Annotated in this window: 18 protein-coding genes; 10 read left to right on the top strand and 8 right to left on the bottom strand. The window is 42.6% G+C overall.

Annotation, left to right across the window (positions count from 1 at the left end; genetic code table 11):
- Positions 1–71 precede the first annotated feature (71 nt).
- Positions 72–1,718 (top strand): IPT/TIG domain-containing protein, encoded by a 1,647-nt coding sequence (locus CK503_RS10775; protein ID WP_095606823.1) that lies wholly within the window; start codon positions 72–74, stop codon positions 1,716–1,718.
- Positions 1,719–1,847: 129 nt separating this feature from the next.
- Entirely contained in the window at positions 1,848–2,711 is an 864-nt protein-coding gene (locus CK503_RS10770) for a collagen-like domain-containing protein (protein ID WP_095606822.1), read from the top strand.
- A 360-nt stretch (positions 2,712–3,071) separates the two neighbouring features.
- Here CK503_RS10770 and CK503_RS10765 read toward each other — a convergent pair whose 3' ends face one another.
- The 6 genes from CK503_RS10765 to CK503_RS10740 form a co-directional block, all read right to left on the bottom strand.
- Positions 3,072–5,885 carry a serine/threonine-protein kinase gene (locus CK503_RS10765; protein ID WP_095606821.1) on the bottom strand — a complete coding sequence of 938 codons (2,814 nt, stop codon included), beginning with the start codon at positions 5,883–5,885 and terminating at the stop codon, positions 3,072–3,074.
- 15 nt (positions 5,886–5,900) lie between these two features.
- Complete coding sequence (locus CK503_RS10760) at positions 5,901–6,467, bottom strand: ECF-type sigma factor (RefSeq protein WP_095606820.1); 567 nt, start codon at positions 6,465–6,467, stop codon at positions 5,901–5,903.
- Positions 6,468–6,733: 266 nt separating this feature from the next.
- Positions 6,734–7,642 carry a site-specific tyrosine recombinase XerD gene (gene xerD / locus CK503_RS10755; RefSeq protein ID WP_095606819.1) on the bottom strand — a complete coding sequence of 303 codons (909 nt, stop codon included), beginning with the start codon at positions 7,640–7,642 and terminating at the stop codon, positions 6,734–6,736.
- Between the two features lie 5 nt (positions 7,643–7,647).
- A complete protein-coding gene (locus CK503_RS10750; RefSeq protein WP_095606818.1) occupies positions 7,648–10,095 on the bottom strand; it encodes an HD family phosphohydrolase in 2,448 nt (815 codons plus the stop codon).
- Positions 10,096–10,217: 122 nt separating this feature from the next.
- Entirely contained in the window at positions 10,218–12,221 is a 2,004-nt protein-coding gene (gene ligA / locus CK503_RS10745; RefSeq protein WP_095606817.1) for an NAD-dependent DNA ligase LigA, read from the bottom strand.
- Positions 12,222–12,245: 24 nt separating this feature from the next.
- Positions 12,246–13,409, bottom strand: coding sequence for a helix-turn-helix domain-containing protein (locus tag CK503_RS10740; protein WP_095606816.1), 1,164 nt, complete (start codon positions 13,407–13,409; stop codon positions 12,246–12,248).
- Positions 13,410–13,558: 149 nt separating this feature from the next.
- On the opposite strand from CK503_RS10740, the gene CK503_RS10735 reads away from it, so the two are divergent.
- From CK503_RS10735 to surE, 7 genes are read left to right on the top strand one after another with little or no spacing between them, the layout of a single operon-like run.
- Entirely contained in the window at positions 13,559–14,269 is a 711-nt protein-coding gene (locus CK503_RS10735) for a ComF family protein (RefSeq protein WP_255233391.1), read from the top strand.
- Between the two features lie 52 nt (positions 14,270–14,321).
- Positions 14,322–14,957, top strand: a complete 636-nt coding sequence (locus CK503_RS10730; protein ID WP_095606815.1) for a hypothetical protein — start codon at positions 14,322–14,324, stop codon at positions 14,955–14,957.
- A 1-nt stretch (position 14,958) separates the two neighbouring features.
- A complete protein-coding gene (locus tag CK503_RS10725) occupies positions 14,959–15,606 on the top strand; it encodes a histidine phosphatase family protein (RefSeq protein ID WP_095606814.1) in 648 nt (215 codons plus the stop codon).
- Between the two features lie 32 nt (positions 15,607–15,638).
- Positions 15,639–16,328, top strand: coding sequence for a bifunctional demethylmenaquinone methyltransferase/2-methoxy-6-polyprenyl-1,4-benzoquinol methylase UbiE (ubiE, locus tag CK503_RS10720; RefSeq protein WP_095606813.1), 690 nt, complete (start codon positions 15,639–15,641; stop codon positions 16,326–16,328).
- A 40-nt stretch (positions 16,329–16,368) separates the two neighbouring features.
- Positions 16,369–16,812 (top strand): 3-hydroxyacyl-ACP dehydratase FabZ, encoded by a 444-nt coding sequence (gene fabZ, locus CK503_RS10715; RefSeq protein WP_095606812.1) that lies wholly within the window; start codon positions 16,369–16,371, stop codon positions 16,810–16,812.
- Positions 16,813–17,640 (top strand): 3-methyl-2-oxobutanoate hydroxymethyltransferase, encoded by an 828-nt coding sequence (gene panB / locus CK503_RS10710; RefSeq protein WP_095606811.1) that lies wholly within the window; start codon positions 16,813–16,815, stop codon positions 17,638–17,640.
- Between the two features lie 12 nt (positions 17,641–17,652).
- A complete protein-coding gene (gene surE / locus CK503_RS10705) occupies positions 17,653–18,420 on the top strand; it encodes a 5'/3'-nucleotidase SurE (protein ID WP_095606810.1) in 768 nt (255 codons plus the stop codon).
- 2 nt (positions 18,421–18,422) lie between these two features.
- On the opposite strand, the gene CK503_RS10700 is transcribed toward surE, so the two are convergent.
- Complete coding sequence (locus CK503_RS10700) at positions 18,423–19,283, bottom strand: esterase/lipase family protein (protein WP_095606809.1); 861 nt, start codon at positions 19,281–19,283, stop codon at positions 18,423–18,425.
- Position 19,284: 1 nt separating this feature from the next.
- Positions 19,285–20,241 carry a hypothetical protein gene (locus CK503_RS10695; RefSeq protein WP_095606808.1) on the bottom strand — a complete coding sequence of 319 codons (957 nt, stop codon included), beginning with the start codon at positions 20,239–20,241 and terminating at the stop codon, positions 19,285–19,287.
- Positions 20,242–20,372: 131 nt separating this feature from the next.
- On the opposite strand from CK503_RS10695, the gene CK503_RS10690 reads away from it, so the two are divergent.
- On the top strand, positions 20,373–21,515 hold the full coding sequence (locus CK503_RS10690) for a hypothetical protein (RefSeq protein ID WP_095606807.1): 1,143 nt from the start codon (positions 20,373–20,375) through the stop codon (positions 21,513–21,515).
- Positions 21,516–21,529 lie beyond the last annotated feature (14 nt).

Genomic DNA, 21,529 nt, shown 5'->3' with positions numbered 1-21,529 from the left:
AATTTGTCCACATCCTGCCTACCAGTACGCATGGTACTTTGTAATGTTTAATGTGAACAAACCTATTTGTTATGAAACGACTGTTACAACTATCAGTACTATTTATTACGATCTTGCTGGTGGCTTCCTGCGGATCAGATTCCGGAGGTCCGAACCCGGAAATTACCAGTGTCCAGCCTGAAAGCGGCCCACCGGGTACTTCGGTATCCATCTCAGGCAAAGGGTTCCGGCCGCATGGAGAAATGAATGTTACATTTGGCGGAACCTCTGCTACGCTCATCAGCGCTACGGAGGATCAAATCCAGACGGAGGTACCGGAAAGCCTTTCCGAAGGGTCGGCCCCGGTGGAAGTTAGCGTAGGAGGAGAAACTGCTTCGGGTCCCAGCTTTATGGTTGAAGCCAAAGCCCCGGGCATCAGCTCGGTAGAGCCCGACAGCGGTACGGTGGGCACGAAAGTGACGATCAAGGGCATGAATTTTAGTGGCAGTGCTTCAGATATTGACATTGTTTTTAATGGTACTGATGCCGCGGTAAATAGTACCTCCAAGGATAAGTTAGTTACCGAAGTGCCGGAAGGAGCAACGGATGGTCCAATCAAGGTTACTGTTAAACAAAAGTCCACAACGGGTCCCGACTTTGATGTGATTACTGACGGTGTACTTGAAGTGATTACACAGTCCAGCGGAGACGATCAAGACCCTGATGGTTATTCGGTGGCTGTAGATGGTTCATCGGGCAAGTCTATTGATATTAACGATAAGATATATTACAAAGATCTGCAGAAAGGAAGCTATAACCTATCACTTTGGGGTATTGCACAGAATTGTAGTGTCTCGGGTAAAAACCCACGTAGTGTAAGTATTAGTGCTGGGGATACCACATCTACATCCTTTGATATTGAATGCCGAGCCGTTATAAATGATCGAATTGCTTTTCAATCAAATAGAGGTTCTGTTGCTGATATTTATTTGATGGACCCAGATGGGGCAAATCAACAAGCATTGACCAATGATCCGGCAACGGATTATTTGCCACAGATTTCTTATTCAGGAACCCGTGTACTTTTTTCCAGTTACCGTAATGGAAATTTTAATCTGTTTATTGTTAATGCTAACGGTTCAAATATTCGACAGGTTACAAGTTCTTCCGGAGAAACATTTAACGGTAGTTGGGCACCTGATGATTCTAATATTGTGTTTGCGGATGATCGCAGCGGTAGTGGAGAAATATATACCATTGCACCCGACGGTAGTAACGAACAGCGGCTTACCAACAACAGTGCCAATGAGCAAAGCCCCAGTTGGTCTCCTGATGGTAGTAAAATTGTCTTTGTTAGTAAGAAGCCAAATGCAGGTTTAGATATTTATACGATGAATCCCGATGGCAGTAATGTAAAGCAGTTGACAAGCAATAATTCGAGTGATGGAGATCCTGTATGGTCCCCAGACGGCAGCAAGATAGCTTTTGTTAGTAGTGATGGAAATAAAGAAATATATGTAATGAATGCGGACGGCAGTAATACCCAGCGTATTACAAACAATTCGGCAAGCGATGAATATCCCAGCTGGTCACGGGATGGGACAGAAATCATATTCGATTCCGATCGTGACGGGAATGATGAAATTTATAAAATAAATGCTGACGGTACTGGAAGTCCTGTAAACCTTTCAAATAACAGTGCAAATGACCGATTTCCGGATTGGAGTCCAGTAAAATAATATCTGGGAAATAACGACTTGCCTGCAATAGTGTGAAAGTTATTGCAGGTTTTTTATTTGTCCACCTTTCGCCTGATAGTACGCATTATACTGTGTGAATGAAATTAATATTAATGAAACAGATGTAATATGCAGCGATTATTAAAAATATCATTACTTGTATTAGTATCGATAATGTTGGGATTTACCGGATGCGAGGGCCCGGCCGGTTCTGAAGGTCCTCAGGGCCCTGAAGGTCCGCAAGGCCCTGTTGGTCCGGCCGGTGAAGACGGCAGCATGATGTATTCCGGACAGGGCGCACCCGGTGCCGATATCGGAGCGGAAGGAGACTATTACATCAATACCAATAACGGTGAGATGTATGGCCCCAAAGATACTGATGGCTGGGGCAATCCTATTATTGTGTTGATGGGCGAAGATGGGCAGGATGGTGAAGATGGCAGCCAGATTTACGCCGGAACGGGAGCACCTGCTTCATCCAAAGGTTCTGTTGGTGATTTTTATCTGGATAAAGCCAATTACGATATGTACGGTCCCAAGACAGATCAGGGATGGGGATCCCCCATTAATCTGAAAGGGGCCGATGGGAATGCCAATGTAACACGCTATCTTTTTCCCTCGCATGATTTTGGAGCCACCCCAAATGTTATTAAAGAAATAACAAATGTAACTCGAACGGAGATGATCGAAAGTGCATGGTTGGTTTATTTAATAGGGCCTGGAGACTCCAGAATTCCTGTTCCTGGCTTTGGTTATGCAGGAGATGAAAAATATAACGTACGTCATAGATGGAACCAAGCAAGCTCAGTCGTAAATTTTGCATTTAGTGAAAATTCTGGCAATGGAGACCAATATGAAATAGAAATTGTACGTATAGAATCATCAAATACAGTTGATATGTCAAAACAAGCAATTGATAAGATAATTCCTAAAGACTTGGATATAACTAATTACCAAGAAGTGGCTAAATACTATAGCTTCTGGAATGAATGAAATAGTATATATTGATGTCGAAAGGGTTTTGCTGAAAAGCAGAACCCTTTTTCTATTAGATGCAGTGAAGAAGATAATTCTTGGATTTCAGCACAGCCCCTTTTAATGAGTTAACTGATATAGTGTTAAATTTATTCAGTTGATTTCTTGTCAGTTTTTATCATTTCATGGATTTTACCTAACTGGTACAAGGGCAGGGTTCGAATTCCCAATTTGTATATCTGCCGCTTGAGTATTCAAATAATTACTTAGCTATTATAGAGTACGGAATGGTGGTAAATTTGAGCAATTAATAAGTGAGTATTTGCTACAATGCCCCCAAAAATAAGAGGCTTTTTTAATGTAAAAGAGTTACCAATACTACTGCCGATATTGATCGGGCATATCTTTTTTATCCCATTGCTCATACAGTTGTACCAGGTATTTTCGGGCACTTGTGGTTTGGCTGTTCGATGATCCGCGTTTTTTCTTAAGCTTTTGATACCCATTTTGGAGGTGCTCTTCCGCCTCAGTATACTCCTTCAGCTTTGTAAGGCAAATCCCAAGTTTAACCTGCGATTGGGCTACGCGCACATCATCTGCGTCATATGCTTCAAGTCGCATTTGCAATGATTTGCGAAGGTGCGGTTCTGCCTCTTTGGGGCTTCCTTTTAAATACAGGGTTTCGCCCAGAGAGGCCATTGATGCGGCAGTAGAAGGATGACCCTCTGGCAACGCTTCTTGCATAATATTCAGGCTTTGCCGAAAGTACTCTTCCGCTTGATCGTACGACGCCATATTTTTTGCAATGAGACCCATATTTAGGTAGTCACCTCCTACATACGGGTGATCATCTCCATATTGCTCTTTATCAATTTTTAACCCCTTTTGGATAAGCTGGAGTGCCTCTTGGTACTTTTCCATATCGATATAAAGACGTCCCAGGTTGATGTAGCTTTCTGCCATGGAAGGGTGCATAGGCCGAAGTATTTCTTTACGCATAGCCAACGATTTTTTGAGATAGGGCTCAGCTTTGTCATAGCGTCCAGCTTTAATATTTGTAGTGCCAATATTATTTAACAGTTGCGCAGTATTGGGGTTGGGTTCGTCATAAAGCTGACGGTTAACGCTAAGAGCCTTTTGATAAAAGGAATCGGCTTTGGCAAAATCCCCCCTTTCTTCTTCTACAATTGCCAAGTCGTTGAGTTGCTCCAGAACATAGGGATGGATTTCACCGTATTGGTTTCGCCAAATGGTTAAAGCTTCTTTTTTCAATGTGGCTGCTTTCTCGTACTTCCCGAGTTGTCGTAGAGAAAATGCCCAGTCGCTGATGGTGGAAGCAATGTCACTATCGCCAGCCTCCGGGTTGGCACGTTGCAATTTTAGCGCTTTTTGATATATCGAGTCGGCAGCCTGATGATCACCTTGACGACCAATTACATAAGCCAGTGCGCTCATGGTTTTGCCTGTCTCGATACTGTTTGGACCTAACGTTGCTCGCTGTATTTCCAACGTTTTTCGTTCAAGCGATTCGGCTTTGGCAAAATTACCTTTATTTTTTTGAAGCTTGGCCATATCACTTAACCCTGTAGCAACCATTGGATGCGAAGAGTTGAAAGTATTTTTCCGTATATCTAAGCTTTGTTCCAACAGTGGTTGTGCTTTGTCATATTCGCCGATATTTACGTGAGCCCTGCCAATAACATGCAGCAGTTCCGATTTTACCTCCGGTTGGTTGTTAAGTTGATTGATGCGTTCTTTACCACGCTGTAAAAAAGTTGTGGCTGTCACCGTATCTTGGGGATTAACGGTGGGGTCACTGGCTCGAAACATGTCAGCAAGAAAAGTGCTAACTTCTCGTGCCTTTTTGGCTTCAAGTTGGGCTTTATTACGTTCTTTGGCGATTTTCCACGTATAGAATGCCGAAAAACTGAGGATTAAAACCAGAAATGCTGCTATTACTGCAAAGCCGGTCTTGTGGCGCTTCATAAATTTCGAGGCACTATATCTGAAGCTGTCCTGTCGGGCAAGAATAGGTAAATCTGATCTGCGACGCGAGAGATCTTCCAACAGTTGTTCAACCGACGAGTATCGCTTGTCTTGTTCCTTGCGAAGGGCTTTCATCAGGATGGCATTAAGATCTCCACTTAGTATTTTGTAAAGTTCAGCTGGCTTAATGCATCGGTTTGAAGAAATTTCTTCTTTTTTTGCCTCCGTTAGCTGTTTAAATTTTGTAGATGGAAGTGGGGGGTTGGTTGTACGGATTACTTCCTCAATTTCTGTGAGTCCTTTCTTTTCCAGATCAAAAGGATGTTGTCCTACTAAAAGTTCGTAAAGAAGTATTCCCAACACATAGGCATCGGTAGCGGTTGTAATAGCCTGTGTTTCTAATTGCTCTGGTGCAGAATAGCCAAGTGTTAATATTCGTGCACCGGTACGCGTTTTAAAGATATTTTCGTTCCTACTGGGGTTAACAAGTTTGGCGATGCCGAAGTCCAAGACCTTAACAACACCTTTTTCTGTCACAAAAATATTTGATGGCTTTAGATCGCGGTGGATGATGGCATTCTTATGTGCATGGTTTACTGCAGCACAAACGTTTTCGAAAAGCTGTAGTCGCTCTGTTACCGTAAGCTGGTGACGGTTACAGTAAGACAGTAGGGGCACTCCATTAACATATTCCATCACCAAGTAGGGGAGTCCTTGGTCAGTGAGTCCTCCATCCAACATTTGTGCAATGTGGGGATGGTCCAGGTTTGCCAAGATATTTCGTTCGCGTTTAAAACGAGCGATATTTGAGGGGGTATCCATACCATGGCGTAATATTTTGATCGCAACCTTCCTGTCATAAGCTCCATCAGCTCGCTCAGCTTTGTAAACTGAACCCATACCGCCATGACCGATGAGTTCAGTTATTTCATACCGACCTACAGTTTTTCCGATCATAGCAGATGCACTTTTGCTATTCTCTGAGTTGAATAAGTCTTGAGCAAGGTTTTGAGGATAGCCGTGTGTACCTTCTAAGAATTCCTCGGTTTCAGATTGCTCAATGGAATCAAGCAATTTTATTACTTCCTTATATAGTAATTCTTTCCCCTGACACTTTTTTTTGATATAGGTAGAGCGTTTATCAAGGTCCAGATTAAGTGCAGTATCTATAATCTGGTTTACTTTTTCCCATTGTCGTTGATCCATAAATGCTTGTAGATATCAATCTTGGTTTTTGATTTCTTTGTAGAGCCATCCTCTTGCTTTGGTCCAGTCACGGCGAACTGTACGTTCGGATATTTCAAGTGTTTTAGCTATTTCATAGTTGCTCATTTGACCAAAAAATCGAAACGTTACTACATCTGCCATGCGTTGATCCAGTTTTGCCAGCTTTTTAAGTTTGTTATCAAGATTAATTAGTTCTTCAGCCTCATGATGTAATTTGAGAAGCTTGTCGATATAAGTAACATCCTTCTTTTCTCCACCTCGTTTTTTAGCTTTCTTTTTTCGGGCATGATCAATCAGAATTTGCCGCATGCATCGGGCAGCAATAGCCAAAAAGTGATTCTTATCGTTGGCCTTAATAGAGGTTTGGTCAACCATTTTTAGGTAAACTTCGTGCACAAGCTCAGTTTCCGAAACCGTGATGTCATTATGTTCATCCTGCAGCTTGGAATAGGCTAACCGCTTTAGTTCGCTGTAAATAAGAGGGAATAGCTGATCATAGGCTTCTCCATCACCTTTCTGAACTTTGACTAAAAGCTTGGTGACTTCTGATTTTTCTTTCATGATCCCTGGAATTTATTTCTAAAAATTCACCAACATTCTTCTATAAATACAAAGGCTCATAGTTATGATCAAAATTTAAAGTATACCATTTCATACTGAAGTGGGCTTTTGCAGTGCATGATACAAAAGGTTGTAACGAATTTGAACCAGTTCTGTTTGGCTTATCGCATGTTGCTGTGTAAAGATGTGTTAGCCGCAATAAAGTTCTGGTTTATCATGAGAGGGTAGCTCTTATAATAAATGATAAAAAAGTTTCTACCCGAATTTTACGCTCTGGGGTGAAACTCTTTGTGGACTTGATGGAGTAGGCTGCGATCTACGTGGGTGTAAATTTCTGTAGTGTTGATGGAGGCATGCCCCAGCATTTCCTGCACGGCGCGAAGATCTGCTCCGCCTTCCAGAAGATGCGTGGCAAAAGAGTGGCGAAAGATATGAGGATACACATTTTTTTCAATTCCTGCTCGTTCGGCGGCATCATTGACGATATTCCAAATACTCATCCGTGAAAGCGGGTTTCCACGCTGACTCAGAAATACTTTGTTTTCAGCCTTTTGTGGTTTTTTATCACTCTGAAATTTTGGGCGAACCACCTCGATATAATGTTCCAGTGCCGACTGTGCCATTTCTCCAACAGGGACCAGTCTTTCCTTATTACCTTTTCCGACTACACGGATGAACCCAATCTCAAAGATCAGGTTATCGAGTTCAAGACTGGTGAGTTCACTGACGCGCATGCCGGTGGCATAGAGTGTTTCCAGGATAGCAGCATTGCGTATTCCGGCATCGGTTTCTTTGTTGGGGATATCAATGATAGCAGAAACTTCATCAGGATTTAATACATCGGGCAAGTTTTTTGCTTTCTTGGGTAAATCAACTAATTCTGCAGGATTTGCCTCCGCCATGCCTTCGACTACAGCAAATTCGTGAAAGCCCCGGATGCTGGAAATATTGCGTGCAATAGAGCTTACCGACAAATCCATAGCTGTAAGCTCTTCGAGGTAGTTTTCGATATGACGAAGCTCGATACCCCCCAAGTCGGATATTTGCAAGTCGTTTGCTACGAATCGCAGATATCGTTCCAGATCATTCTTATAGGATACAACGGAGTTCTCTGACAAACTTTTTTCCAACTTAACAAACTGGATATACCGCTGTAACTCTTGTTGAAAATGCATCTTGATTACGAATTATAATATTCGTCTACTCGAGGCGGTTTTTTAGGTGATTCAGGGTGATCTGGCATTTCATCGGTCGCCGGAGTTTCTTCCAGATCAATATCTTCTGATTTTTCTTGTGTTTCTTTTTCCTCTTCTTTCTCATCATCCGGATACTCGACCCGGCTGTGGTATATGCCTACCAAGATGTTGAGAAATGTTTCCTTAATTGTTCGAATATCCTGGAAGGTGAGAGGGGTTTTACTGAGTTGTCCTTCATTGACCCGATCATCGACCATCTTGTCAATGAGGTTTTCAAGTTTCTGATAGTTGGGATCTTTCATCGCCCGAGAGGATGCTTCAATGCAATCTGCCAGCAATAAAATTCCTGTTTCCTTGGTGTGGGGTAAAGGTCCGTCGTATCTAAAATCATTTTCCTTTATTTCTTTTTTACTTGAATCAGCTTGCTTTTTTGCTTTATCCCAGAAGAATTTAATGAGAGAATCACCGTGGTGGGTTCTGATGAATTCGACAATAACTTCGGGCAGGCCGTGTTCTTCAGCTATCTTGACCCCATTAGAAACGTGTGCTTTAATAACAAGAGCACTCATGCGCGGCTTTAGCTTGTCATGTTCATTACTCTCAGTCTGGTTTTCAGTGAAATAGCCGGGGTTCTCCATTTTTCCTATATCGTGATAGAGTCCTCCAACCCGGCAGAGCAACCCATTTGCCTGGATAGCTCCTGCAGCAGCTTCGGCAAGGTTTGATACTTGTAGGCTGTGATGGAATGTGCCCGGGGCTTTGGTCATTAATGTCTTAAGGAGCGGTAGGTTGGTGTCGCTCAGTTCCAAAAGTGAAAAATCGGTAGTTACGTTAAATGATTTTTCAAAAAGCAAAATGAGCGGATAGGTAAATAGAATAAATATGGCGTTAATAGCTATAAAAAGCAGCTCGCTGCCAAGTACAGTCCAGCTGTCAAAAGTAGTCATGCTAAAGCCCAGCACGACCACAAGATACGACCCAAATACGATGCCTGGGGTGGTAAAGAAAAACTGGGAACGCTTTTTAATGTCACGCACCGAGAATAACCCAAGGCTGCAGGCCACCGTGGTAGCGGTGACAAATTCATAATTATTGCCATTAATAAGTCCGGTGAGAAGTGCCAGGGTAATTGTTGATAGCAGTCCCACCCGGGAATCAAAAATGATAGTTAGAATTATGGGAGCAATGGCAATAGGGACGATAAATGGTGAAATATCATCAAGATGATAAACAATAGAGCTGCTGACTATAACAAGCGAAAAGGCAATAAGTACGAGGGTTAGCATCGAGTTATCGACAAAGATATATCGACGGTACAGATAGAGATAGAAAAAGAAAATAGTAAGAATAGAAACCACCGCTATTATATCTCCGCCATAGCGTAACCAGCGTTCCAGGGTACTTGCATTTTGGGCGCGGGCATCGGCCAAGCTCTGAAGCATATTGTATTTCTCACTGGTGACAATATCACCCCGACGAATGATAACCTGTCCTTGGGCAACGGCCCCTTTTGAGGTGGAGATTTCGTCAAGGGCATCCTGGATGCGTGCCTGGGTTTCTTCTTTGTTGAAGATATAATTAGGCTGGATAATTTGGGCAAAAATTTCGTTGCCCGCTTTTGCTAATTTATCATAAAAGTTGCGTGAAAGACGATATTGTGCATATTCTTTTGCTTCCGGCAGATCACGGATATTTACTAAATTGAGTGTTTGTTCGGTGCGTTCTTGTAAGTCGCGAACAGTAATCTCATCATTAGTAAGCTCTGATTTTGGAACATCTAAAACCCCTTCATTAAGGACTTCAGCGGCGAGGTTTTCAAGCTGTTCGTTAAGATTTACATCAGAAAATTGGTTGTTTGTGCCACCTTTGGAACTGCTTTGTGAGGAAACGGAGTTATAGTTTTCCAGCAGTATTTTCCAAACTGAATCAGATAAATTTATGGGAGATCTTTCTTTCAGCTCTTCGAATCGCAGGCTGTCTCGCTGGGCATCGGATTGATCATCTTGTATTGCCTGCTGCCAGGTATCGTATCCCTTTTTTATGGGCGTTAAACTTTGAAAGAGAGAATCCAACTTACTTTGTACCGCAATTTGAATATCCGGTTGCTTATGAAAAATAGGTGGAGTTGTCTCTCGAATTGTTTGACGTTCTTTTTCGAGTTCCTGGTCACTTTTTTGGATGGCAAAGGTAAAGGGAGCAGTTAAGTCATCACCCCGCCAGGGTTCTCCAATATTGTAGTTGACAGGTTCTTTGTAGGAGCTTTCCGGTATGGCAAGAACAATAATCCCCAGAAATAGAACAAGGATAAATGATCTTAGATAGGGGCTGTACTTTAATGAAGAGGCTTCTTCTTGTTTTTTCTTCTTCTCCCCGAGTACGGGAGCGCCCTGCCTTTTTTTAGGTGCTAACCCCAGTTTTTCAAGAATACCCATAAATATAAGTTCAGTCTGTTTCTGTAATATCTAACCTGACAGAAACATTAAAATGTTCAGATAAGATACGTTGATTACAAAATTATACCAACCCATTATCATATTACCAAACCTGCAATAGGTTACAGCTTTTCACCGATAAGGTCCAGAAATGAATTTTGGTCAATTATGGGGATGTTTAGCTCTTGGGCTTTATCGAACTTACTGCCCGGAGAGTCTCCTGCCAGGAGATAGTCGGTATTGCTACTTACGGATGAGGTTGTCTTTCCACCGTGCTTTTCGATTAGTTGTGTTGCCTCCTTACGAGTTAACGAGGGCAAACTACCCGTTAACACAAAGGTTTTACCTTCCAGCTTTTGAGAAGCTTGCTGCTTTTGTTCCATCATTAAGGTGAGTCCGTGATTTCGCAGTTTTGCTACAATTTCACGGTTGTGATTTTGATTAAAAAATTGAACAACTGACTGCGCAATTTTAGGACCAATTGAATCAATTTCTTCTATTATTTCTTCATTTGCGTCTATGAGGGCTTCCATGGTTTGAAATCCATTAGCCAAATCACGCGCCACAGTTTTACCCACAAAACGAATCCCCATGGCATAGATCACCCGATCCAAGGGTTGTGATTTACTTTCCTCAACAGCATCGATGAGGTTTTGGGCACTTTTTCCAGCCATGCGTTCCAGCGGCAGCAGCTGTTCTTTGGTGAGATCATAGAGATCAGCATAATTGCTAATTAATTGTTCTGAAACTAATTGATCCACAACAGCTTCCCCCAGCCCGTCAATATCCATGGCATCGCGGGAAGCAAAATGTTCAATGCGTTGACGTACTTGGGGCGGGCACTCGGGATTGATGCACCGCCAGTCAACGTCGTCACCAAGCTTGATGAGTTTCTCATCACAAGCGGGGCAATGTTGCGGCATTTCAAAACGTGGACCGCGACCTACACGATCTGGATTAACTACACTAATTACCTGGGGAATAATTTCACCGGCTTTCTCAATTACTACGCGATCGCCAACCCGAATATCTTTACGGTGAATTTCATCTTCATTATGCAGCGAAGCACGTTTTACGGTAGTGCCGGCTAACTCAACTGCCTTTAGCTCAGCAACTGGCGTGATTTTACCAAGTCGTCCAACTTGCAGTGTGATATCCTGTAGTGTGGTTGTAGCTTGTTGGGCTTCAAATTTATAAGCGATAGCCCAGCGGGGAGCTTTAGATGTCGCTCCCAGCGTATCTCGGTATCTCTCTTCGTTGACTTTGATGACTACTCCATCTGTCTCGAAAGGAAGATCGTGGCGCAAGTTTTCCCATTCGTCAATCTGGATATGTACCTCATCAATATTAGAACATTGTTTAAAATGTTCACAAACTGGCAGACCGAATTTATTCAACAGCTTCATTTTTTGATACTGTGTGATTTCTGCATCAGTATCGTCGGTTAATAAATCAAAGCTGAAAAAACGAATTGGGCGGCGTGCAACTTCACGGGGATCTTGCATTTTCAAAGAACCTGCCGTAGAATTACGCGGGTTGGCAAATGGGTTGAGCCCCTGTTCTTCGCGGTGTTCATTTAGGCGAACAAAAGCTTCGCGTTCCATATAGGCCTCGCCGCGAACTTCCGCTATATCCGGGAAGTTATCGTCCAGGTGAAGCGGAATATCTTTAATGGTTTTGATATTTCGAGTAATATCGTCACCGCTTTCACCGTCGCCGCGGGTAGCACCCAGTGCGAGATCACCGTTTTCGTAGCGGAGTCGAATAGCCGCTCCGTCAAACTTAAGTTCAACTAAATAGGTGAAATTATCGTGTTCTAATATATCGCGAACGCGGCGATCAAAATCGTTGAGCTCATCTTCATTATAAGTATTGTCAAGGCTTAAGAGCGGTACGGGATGTTCAACCGTCTCAAAATCGCTGCTGGGTTCACCACCTACGCGCTGTGTGGGGGATTGGGGATCAGTGAGGTCGTACTCTTCTTCAAGCTTTTCCAGCTCCGCCAGATAATCATCAAATTCCTTATCTGAAATAAATGGTTGTGCATCTTGATAATAGGCTTTATTAGCTTTGTCCAGCAATTCGCGCAGTTCTTCAACGCGTTCTTTTGCCTCTTGCTTGTTCATTTTTAAGAGTAAACTTGTGTCGGTTTAATTATTAAAGGTTGGGCGATCATCTATTGTGGATGGAGGAGGGGCATCAATTTCCAGTGAATCAGGCGCAGGCTGTAGCCACTGAGGGTCATTCTCGAAATAACTGCGATTGATTTCCAGAAGCCGCGATTCGGGATTGTAAAATTCTTCGCGAATATTTTGAATAGGATGACCATTAAGTATTAATACCATGCGACTAAATTGCCCGCGTATATCGAGTTCATTTACAAAGTTAAATCGCACCGCTTCTCCCTGTTCAATCCAATAGGGATTAATGTCATCCATAATATCAGTATAGACCCGGACTGGTTCTAATCGTCCATAAGCAGCATAAAGCACAACACTGAGGGTGTCTGGGAGTGTAGACATAGTTTCATTTGGGATGTCCTCAGTTGTGGTAGCCGGTTGCTGTTCGTTAGTGGTATCATCTGTTTCGGAAGAAGGGAGGATGTCTAACTCGAGGGAATCAGTACTTACCCTTTCTTCAGAAGATTCTTCTTGCTGATTGGTTGTTGTAGCGTTGTTGTTAACATCAGTAGAAATGGGATCTGTTTCAGAAAAATAGAAAAAAGATCCAACCGCAATAATTATTAAGAGCGTGACAAAAATTCCCACATATGTTCTTGATCGTGCTGATTTAAGAGGTTGAAATCTTCGGCCCAAGTCAGCCCAGTCTACCGATTGTACTTCGGGATGGTCGGCTTTTGGCAAGGGGGAAGAATTTTGTGTTTCCGGAGAATCTTCTGATGAGTCAGTTTGGTCGGGTTGAAGCTCGGGAGAATGATCATGAATCATATCCTCACTTTTTATTTCGTCGGAACTCCCCGATTCCTCATCAATAATATCTTCGTTATCCTCATCGTATTCAAAAGATCGCTTGGGTTGCTCCTTAAACAGACTTTGCAGTGACCCGGAGTAGTCATCTTTTTCAACTTTATCTAAAGCATAGATAATCTGTTTTTCATCAATAGATAACTCTTTTGCATAGCTTCGTACATAGCTGCGAACGTAGGTAGCATTTTCCTCAAAGTCAGCAAAAATAGAGTCGTCTTCGATAGACTTGAGAATCCTTACTGGGATCTTCGTAGTCTCATAAATATCCTCCAGACTCAATTCTTGCTCTTTGCGAATATGGGCAAGATCTTTTCCGAGTGATGCCATAAATAATGTTCTGAATTAGTAGTGGCAAACCGTTTATGCGGCGTATAATCTAAACAAATATAGTGGTTGCCAAAAATTTTTTGCTGAAAAGAAAATTCTCTGTAAGGATTTGTGCAAACAGGAGGTCTTACTTATAAAAATGACTGCCGATGAGTGTATTCCAGAATATAACAAACGGTTTGAAAAGGGTGATATTTCCCAATGTCTGTGTTTGCTGCGGCCGCGAAAATACAGAGCAGCAGAGACAAATCTGTTCATTTTGTTTAAGAGATCGTTTCGAAGATGGAAATCCTCAAAATAAGAAGGTTTCTTCTGATTCACTTTTACCGGATCGTATTATAGTTCAGCATGCATTATGGCAATTTGATAAGGGCGGTGATCTCCAAAATTTGTTGCATCAGCTCAAATACGAGCGACTTACAATGGTAGGGCGCGATTTGGGCAGAGCGTTGGGACGGCGGGTGCAAAAGCATCCTGGGATTGTAGAGTTATTTGATAAACATCAATCGGTGGTAGTTCCGGTACCCTTGCACTATTTAAAATATCGGTATCGGGGATTTAATCAAGCGTTTAAGTTAGCCCAGGGATTTGGGGAGGTTTGGGATGATATTCCGACTTGTGAGATAGATGACATTGTTCGGATCAAAAATACCCGTTCCCAGACAGGCTTTAGCCTCGAAAAACGCCTTTGGAACCTGCAAAAAGCGTTTAGGGTTAAAAATCAAGCATTGATTAATAATCGTTTGTGTGTAATTATTGATGACGTCTTTACGACTGGTGCCACCACCTTTGAATTGGCTGGAACTTTAAAAGAAGCAGGAGCAGGTCCTGTTATTATTTTAACAGTGGCCCAGGCATAATTATTCGCATTGAAAATTCGTTTTTTGCAAAAAGAAGGATATTTTTCGGCTTATGAAAAAACAGAATCCCGGCGCGCAAAATCAATTTCTTGAAACCCAACTTGGTATCGTTACCCGAACTGGTGATTGGTTTCATATTACCACTGATCAGATTAAACAATTTGTACCCGGGTTGTTGGAAAAACGACCATTGGATAAGTTGGTTGGGGAGGCTATCGCTTGGGTGCGGAGTGCCGACAGCCTTGCTCTTACCCTTTTGTTGGTATTGCTACTGGTGATCCACCCCATATTTGCCGTGACTATAGCAATTGCATTTCATTTTCTATGGTATCGGTCTAAAAGTGCATTTGTAACAATTTATCTCGGGAAGGTACTTAAGTTTATGAATACGGATGGTTATTTGTTGATTACCTCATTGGTTATAATCAGTGCATTGGGTATGACCGGGCAGTACCTGGCTGCTGGTATTGGACTCGTATTTTTCTTTTTGATGAAACTGGGACTTTTAAAATGGTTGTGGGATAAGATTGATCAGGGCGTTGATAAAAAATTGACGCTTAATGATCGTGTGTTTAAAATGATACTGGTCAAATACGGGATGCATTACAACTTGCAGCCATCTGAAGTGCAACAGATGGAAGATAAATTTGTAGAGTTGGCAACAAGCCGAAAAAAGGGAAAAAGCTAACATGAGTGTAACGAATATATATCTGGCTCGTCATGGAGAAACGGAGTACAATCGCTGTGACCAAATTCAGGGACGCGGTATTGATGCCCCATTGAATGATACCGGTGTTCAGCAAGCACATGCTATAGCTCGATATCTGCAAGATGTATCCATTCAACGAATTGTTAGCAGTAGCTTAAAGCGATCTCGACAAACGGCGGAGGCCATAGCTAAACAGCAGCGATTGGAAGTGGCAACGTACCGAGACTTGGATGAAATGGATTTTGGTATTTTGGAAGGGAGACCTATTTCGGAGATTAAATCCGAATTAAAGCATCTCCATGAGCGTTGGAAGTCAGGTGATGTGGATTTCGCTTCCGATCAGGGAGAAAGCCCATCTGCGGTTTTCAATCGAGCCAATAAAAGGGCACGGAAAATTTTGGAAGAAAATAAGCAGAAAAACTTGTTATTTGTTCTCCATGGTCGGTTACTGCGTATTTTACTGTCGGAATGGCTTGAACACGGACTTCATAATATGCATAAAATACCACATTCCAACGGGGCTTTATATCATCTGCAGTGGAATAGCACAGGTTTTGAATCATTATATATCAACAAGACCGATCATTTGGTCGAATTAGATCCGAAAGAAGAAGTGGTCTCCAAGTAACAGTTTAAAACAGATTAATTTGTAGAAGTTTTATGAGTGAAAAAGTTCGAAATATGTTTGCGGATATCGCCGATGATTACGATCGGGTGAATACTATTCTGTCTTTTGGTATCCATCACATATGGAGAGATCGCGCGGTATCGTTAAGCGGAGCAAAGCTTGGTGATCGGGTGCTGGATTGTGCGACGGGAACAGGTGATCTGGCGTTAGAGTTTAAGGAGGTGGTCGGTGATGAGGGCTATGTGCTGGGAACCGACTTTTGTGCCGAGATGATAGAGCACGCCCCCGCTAAAGCAAAAGAAAATAACTTGGTCGTCGATTTTGAGGTTGCCGATGCGATGGATTTGCCTTATGAGGATGATATTTTTGATATTTCAAGCATTGCCTTTGGGATTCGCAATGTTGATGATCCGGTACAAGCACTTAAAGAGATGTCTCGTGTTGTAGTTTCGGGTGGTAAAGTTGTAGTTTTAGAATTTGGGCAACCCAAGGGATTACTTAAATATCCATATGAGTTATATAGCCAATATATTATGCCTACATTGGGAGGGTGGATAAGCGGCAATAGAGAGGCCTATACTTATCTACCACGAACAAGCGCGGAGTTTCCCGCCGGAAATGATTTTGTGGCACTTATGGAAAAAGCAGGATCATTTTCGTCACATTCTTTTGAAAAATTAACAGGCGGTATCGCTTACATTTATGTAGGCACTGTAAAATAAATACCTAAACATTATTTAGACATTAAAATATTACGAAACCATGGACCAGTTAACAATTGATGAAATTAAAAAACTAATACCGCACCGATATCCTTTTTTATTGGTTGATCGGGTGTTAGAAGTCGAAGAGGGACGCATTCTATCATTAAAAAATGTTACAGCCAACGAGGATTTTTTTAACGGACATTTTCCCAACCGCCCAATCATGCCTGGTGTGCTTCAGGTTGAGGCGATTGCCCAAAGTGGTTGTTTAATGCTGATGCATTCTCATATTGATAATCCGGAAGATTATATTCCTGTATTTACGGGAATCAATAAGGCGAAATTTCGCAAATCTGTTGTACCCGGCGACCAGCTTAGAATGGAAGTAAAGCTGGTTCAGGAAAAGCGCAATTTTTATAATATGACAGCAGAAGCACGGGTTGATGATAATGTTGTCTGTGAATTGGATGCCACTGCAGCCATAGTTCCAAATGAGGAGTAGATGAGTACCCAACAAACTTCAGACCGGCCAAAAAAAGTTACTACTCAGACTGTCGTAGAGATGAAGCAGCAATCTGAGAAGATTAGCATGCTTACCGCCTACGACTATACGATGGCTCGCATTGTTGATCAGGCAGGTATTGAGGTTATATTGGTAGGTGATTCGGCCAGCAATGTAATGGCCGGTCATGATACTACGGTACCTATGACGATGGAGCACATGATTTATCACGCTTCGTGTGTAGTTCGGGGAGTAGAAACAGCACTGGTAATTGCAGATTTGCCCTTCATGAGTTACCAGGTTACAGCAGAAGAAGCGCTGGAAAATGCCGGGCGCATGATGAAAGAGGCGGGCGTGCACGGGGTTAAATTGGAGGGTGGAAAACCCGTTGTAGAAACAATAGCAAAGATTGTTGAAGCGGGTATTCCGGTCATGGGGCATCTGGGGTTAACGCCGCAGAGTATTTATAAATTTGGTACGTATAAAGTTCGTGCTACCGAAAAGACGGAAGCTGAACAACTGATTGAGGATGCCAAAAGCTTGGAAGAGGCTGGTTGTTTTTCGATCGTGTTGGAAAAAATCCCCGCCGACTTGGCGAAAAAAGTAACGGAAGCAATTTCTATCCCGACTATTGGTATTGGCGCCGGTCCTGAATGTGATGGCCAAGTGTTGGTTACTCATGATATGCTTGGGCTCAACAAGGAATTTAAACCGCGATTCCTTCGCCGGTACGACGACATGCATTCATCAATGACTAATGCGGTACAGCAGTATATTAGGGATATAAAATCTGGTGGTTTTCCGAATGAAAATGAACAATACGATTAATTAACTTTCTCTATGAGTACATCCGATAACAATCCGGTAATTTTAGTTTGCAATGATGATGGCATTTTTTCGCCGGGTATACGCGCGCTTGCCCAAGTTGCCGATGAGTTTGGCGACGTGGAAATTATTGCCCCCGATCGTCAACAGAGTGCAGTAGGGCATGCGGTTACAGTAAATACGCCGCTCCGGTCGCGATCTTTTCAAATTGACGGTCGCTTTAACGGCCAGGCTGTAACGGGCACTCCGGCTGATTCGGTAAAATTAGCGCACGACCAGTTGATGAAACGTAAGCCGGATCTGGTAGTCAGTGGTATTAATCATGGTAGTAATGCGGGAATTAATATTTTGTATTCGGGGACGGTAAGTGCTGCTACGGAAGGGACCATTTTGGGTTATCCTTCTATTGCTGTAAGCTGTACAGATTATGACGAAGATGCGGATCTATCCGGAGCTAAGGATGCGGCGCGCAAGGTCATTGGATATGTACTCAGTGAAGGGCTTCCCAAGGGAATTACAATGAATTTAAACGTCCCTGCGGGACCGCTCAAAGGCATAAAGTGGGCACGTCAGGCGAATAGTCGTTATGTGGAAGAGTTTGAAGGTCGTGTTGATCCGAATAACAGATCGTATTATTGGATGACCGGTAAGCTGGAGCTTCTGGATGAAGGAGACGACTTGGATGTTAATGTGTTAGAAAAAGGGTATGCATCTTTGACGCCTATCCAATATGATATGACAGCCTACACACTTCTCAAGAATAAAGAAGATATTGAGTTATAAGGTTAGTGGCCCTTTTCTTCCAGCATCTTAACCACATCTAACCAAAAGGATTTGTATAGGGCTTCACGATCATCTTTGACACGCAAGTTCATTTGCTCCAGGTGAGACAGGTTGGAAGTCTTAATATGTTCGCCCCATTTGGCACTTCTTACTGATACCATTCCGTCATTGGGGCCTTCAATGTCATAGATATGCTTGTTTTGATATCGGGCGATCACACGAATGGGTTCATTAGTTCCTTTGCCCACTGCGGAGGTGTAGGAATAGTAGGGGATGCCATCGACATTGGGCGTTGCGGGATTGAATACTTCCGTTATATATTTTCGCGTCAGCTGAGCCGCTGATGCAACTGAATCACTTTTTGTATGCGGATAGATGCGGTCGCCCATCCAATCAAGAAAATCAGCCAGCTTGTCACGGATAGCGTCGGGCGTTTTCAAGGTAAGTTCGGCCAGGCTTGTACCGCGGTGCGGAGTGCTAACCGTCGTAAATGATGCAACATGTTGAGCAATATCCATATTTGAAAGGGCATATCGCATATCAAGTCCGCCCATGCTGTGGGCTACAATATTAACTTTGCCAGTTGGGGTACTTTCTGTGAGTTCGTTAATGAGTTTAACCCAACCCTCGGCCCGAGTCTCGATTTTGGCATAAGGAACGATGTTTGGTGCAAAAGCCAGTACATTATGAGCACGAAGCATTAGCGCTATATCATAAAGGGGCGAAGGTTTTACAAGCGATGCGATAGCCCCATATCCATGGCAAAGCAGCACCGGATGTTTGAGTTGTACGATTTCCGGTTCGGGAAATTGGTTAAGCTCAAAACGTTTGAGCCACTTGTCTGTATCAAGACGATCAATCATATTATAAATTCATTTTTGGCGGTGGGATGATTCGGGCCCCCGCTTTTTTGAGATCCGGTAATTTTTGGATCAGCCATTCTACAGTGGTCTCTGTTCCGGTAATTAACGCTAAAAAAGTTTGAGTATTGGATTGCAATAATGTAAGCTCTTCAAGGAAACTTTTTTTACCTAATTGTTCATGTAGTAACTGAGCGTTTGAAGCATCGACAAATGTTAACTTGTTAAAGTTGTCGATCAATTGGGCGGCATCATTTTGAGTAACCAAGACTTTGGTGTTGGGGGAAATATCCTGTAATCGATCAAGGCGGGCACGGGCTGCTTCCGGATTTGTTTTGATCAGATCGTCCCCGTTTTTGTTCTGAAACCAAAATATTACGGAAGCATATTGTCCGTTGAGTTCTTTCTTCAGTGTTTGGACCTGCATCGGCTGTTCAATTTTTAACACCAGGGGGATAGGTTCGGCAAGAGCATTCAGTTGCGATATAAGTTGTGATTCAGGGATATCACCAAAAGCTAACAGGAGGCTGATATCATTTTGTTGTAACGAAAGCTCGGGATCAGTTTGGAGTGAAATTGTTCGAATTACAGTCTCTCGGTATGATAATTGTATATTAACATTTTTCTGGGGGAAAGTGACACGAGCCGGAGTTCGAATACCGAATGGAGAAAGGGCATCATTGAGTTCGGCGTGGAACTGGGTTTTTGAAAAACGATAGGGAAGTCCAACAAAATATGTTTTGCGATAAAAATTTGAGTCCACCCGGGTGGTGCCAACAGATATTTGATCTTCGGGTATATTAAAACTTGAAAACTGTTGTTGAATAAGTGAGTCGGCTTGTGACAGCGTTGATAGTCGTTTGGTGTTTTTATCAGATGTAGAAAAGAGGATAAATCCGCTTATAAAACACGATACTAACAACAGAATTGCTATCAGCTTTTTTTTCTTTTGTTCCTTCAAGCCAGTTGTCGATATTTAGTTGGCATTTTGCCGTCTAATAATAGGTGTTATTCTATTGTAAATCTATGAATAATTTTCCCAATTAGATGAATCGTAAGATTAGATTTTAAACAAAGTGACCTTCCTGACAAATGGCTTATAGCTTTGAATTGGTAAATACGTCGCCACAAATTGATGCATTCCATCAGTTACCATTTCGAATTTATGAAAACTATCCCAAATGGGCCCCACCGTTTCGTTCTGAAATAGAAAGCATTTTTGACCGAAGTGAAAATGTGTTTTTTGAGAAAGGAGAGTGTGAGCGATTTCTTGTAAAAGAGGGTAATGAAGTTGTAGGACGTTTTGCGGTGATGAATACGCCAGAGCGTGACAAAGTGCTTGAACCCACAATGGGAGGGATGGGGTTTATTGAGATGTTGGATGATCCGGACATTGCAGAGGCGATAATAAATTTTGCGACCGACTGGCATCGACAGCGCGGATACAGTGCCATGCGTGGCCCCATTAATTTTGGTGAAAACGATATTTATTGGGGTTTACTGGTAGAAAATTATGAGGAACCTCCCATTTACGGGATGTTTTATCATCCGCCATATTACAAAGAATATCTGGAGCAAACAGGGGCAGTGAAACTGGACGATCATTGGAGCTATAAACGTAGCTTCGATAAGCCTATTCCGGATCGCATGAAACGAATTACAAATCGTATTGAAGCCCGGTCTGATGTAACATTGCGCTCACTTGATAAGAAAAATATTCATCGTGATGCAGAATACATACGCCAAATTTATAACGAAGCCTGGAGCGAACAGGATATTACAGAGCGTGAAATGGAATTTACCGAGCTTACTCGTGATACGGTTGAGGGGATGATTAAGAAACTAAAGCCGGTATTGATTGCCGAAAGTGTACTTATCGCTTTTGTGGATGGTGAGCCGGCCTCGTTTGTTGTCTGCGTGCCTGATCTCAACGAATTGTCAAAGGAGACCGGAGGGAAATTGCGTTGGTGGCATTATCCCAAGCTGTTGTGGTTTAAACGACGGGCCCGACATTTAAGAACACTTGTTTACGGCACACGCCCACAATATCGCAAAATAGGACTGGAGGCACTCACATTTACCAGAGGTATTCAGTTTACTAAGAAAGCAGCACCTGCACTGCAATATTTGGAAGGGGCTTGGGTAAGTGAAAGCAACTGGTTGATGCAGCGTAGCTTAGAAGCATTGGGATGCTTTCATCATAAAACACATCGAACCTATAAATGGGAGTTTTAATTTTAATTCACAAA

This window comes from Fodinibius salipaludis (assembly GCF_002287075.1).
Taxonomy (GTDB): domain Bacteria; phylum Bacteroidota; class Rhodothermia; order Balneolales; family Balneolaceae; genus Fodinibius; species Fodinibius salipaludis.
The sequence above is the reverse complement of the archived record's forward strand: the minus strand, read 5'-3'. Positions and strand labels throughout refer to the sequence as shown.

What these genes read in the sequence shown, in the direction of transcription:
- surE (WP_095606810.1), top strand. Translation starts at nt 17,653, where the DNA reads ATGAGTACATCCGATAACAATCCGGTAATTTTAGTTTGCAATGATGAT.
- CK503_RS10690 (WP_095606807.1), top strand. Translation starts at nt 20,373, where the DNA reads ATGGCTTATAGCTTTGAATTGGTAAATACGTCGCCACAAATTGATGCA.
- ubiE (WP_095606813.1), top strand. Translation starts at nt 15,639, where the DNA reads ATGAGTGAAAAAGTTCGAAATATGTTTGCGGATATCGCCGATGATTAC.
- CK503_RS10760 (WP_095606820.1), bottom strand. Translation starts at nt 6,467, where the DNA reads ATGAAAGAAAAATCAGAAGTCACCAAGCTTTTAGTCAAAGTTCAGAAA.
- ligA (WP_095606817.1), bottom strand. Translation starts at nt 12,221, where the DNA reads ATGAACAAGCAAGAGGCAAAAGAACGCGTTGAAGAACTGCGCGAATTG.
- CK503_RS10735 (WP_255233391.1), top strand. Translation starts at nt 13,559, where the DNA reads ATGAGTGTATTCCAGAATATAACAAACGGTTTGAAAAGGGTGATATTT.
- panB (WP_095606811.1), top strand. Translation starts at nt 16,813, where the DNA reads ATGAGTACCCAACAAACTTCAGACCGGCCAAAAAAAGTTACTACTCAG.
- CK503_RS10700 (WP_095606809.1), bottom strand. Translation starts at nt 19,283, where the DNA reads ATGATTGATCGTCTTGATACAGACAAGTGGCTCAAACGTTTTGAGCTT.
- CK503_RS10765 (WP_095606821.1), bottom strand. Translation starts at nt 5,885, where the DNA reads ATGGATCAACGACAATGGGAAAAAGTAAACCAGATTATAGATACTGCA.
- CK503_RS10725 (WP_095606814.1), top strand. Translation starts at nt 14,959, where the DNA reads ATGAGTGTAACGAATATATATCTGGCTCGTCATGGAGAAACGGAGTAC.
- CK503_RS10740 (WP_095606816.1), bottom strand. Translation starts at nt 13,409, where the DNA reads ATGGCATCACTCGGAAAAGATCTTGCCCATATTCGCAAAGAGCAAGAA.
- CK503_RS10775 (WP_095606823.1), top strand. Translation starts at nt 72, where the DNA reads ATGAAACGACTGTTACAACTATCAGTACTATTTATTACGATCTTGCTG.
- fabZ (WP_095606812.1), top strand. Translation starts at nt 16,369, where the DNA reads ATGGACCAGTTAACAATTGATGAAATTAAAAAACTAATACCGCACCGA.
- CK503_RS10750 (WP_095606818.1), bottom strand. Translation starts at nt 10,095, where the DNA reads ATGGGTATTCTTGAAAAACTGGGGTTAGCACCTAAAAAAAGGCAGGGC.
- CK503_RS10730 (WP_095606815.1), top strand. Translation starts at nt 14,322, where the DNA reads ATGAAAAAACAGAATCCCGGCGCGCAAAATCAATTTCTTGAAACCCAA.
- xerD (WP_095606819.1), bottom strand. Translation starts at nt 7,642, where the DNA reads ATGCATTTTCAACAAGAGTTACAGCGGTATATCCAGTTTGTTAAGTTG.
- CK503_RS10770 (WP_095606822.1), top strand. Translation starts at nt 1,848, where the DNA reads ATGCAGCGATTATTAAAAATATCATTACTTGTATTAGTATCGATAATG.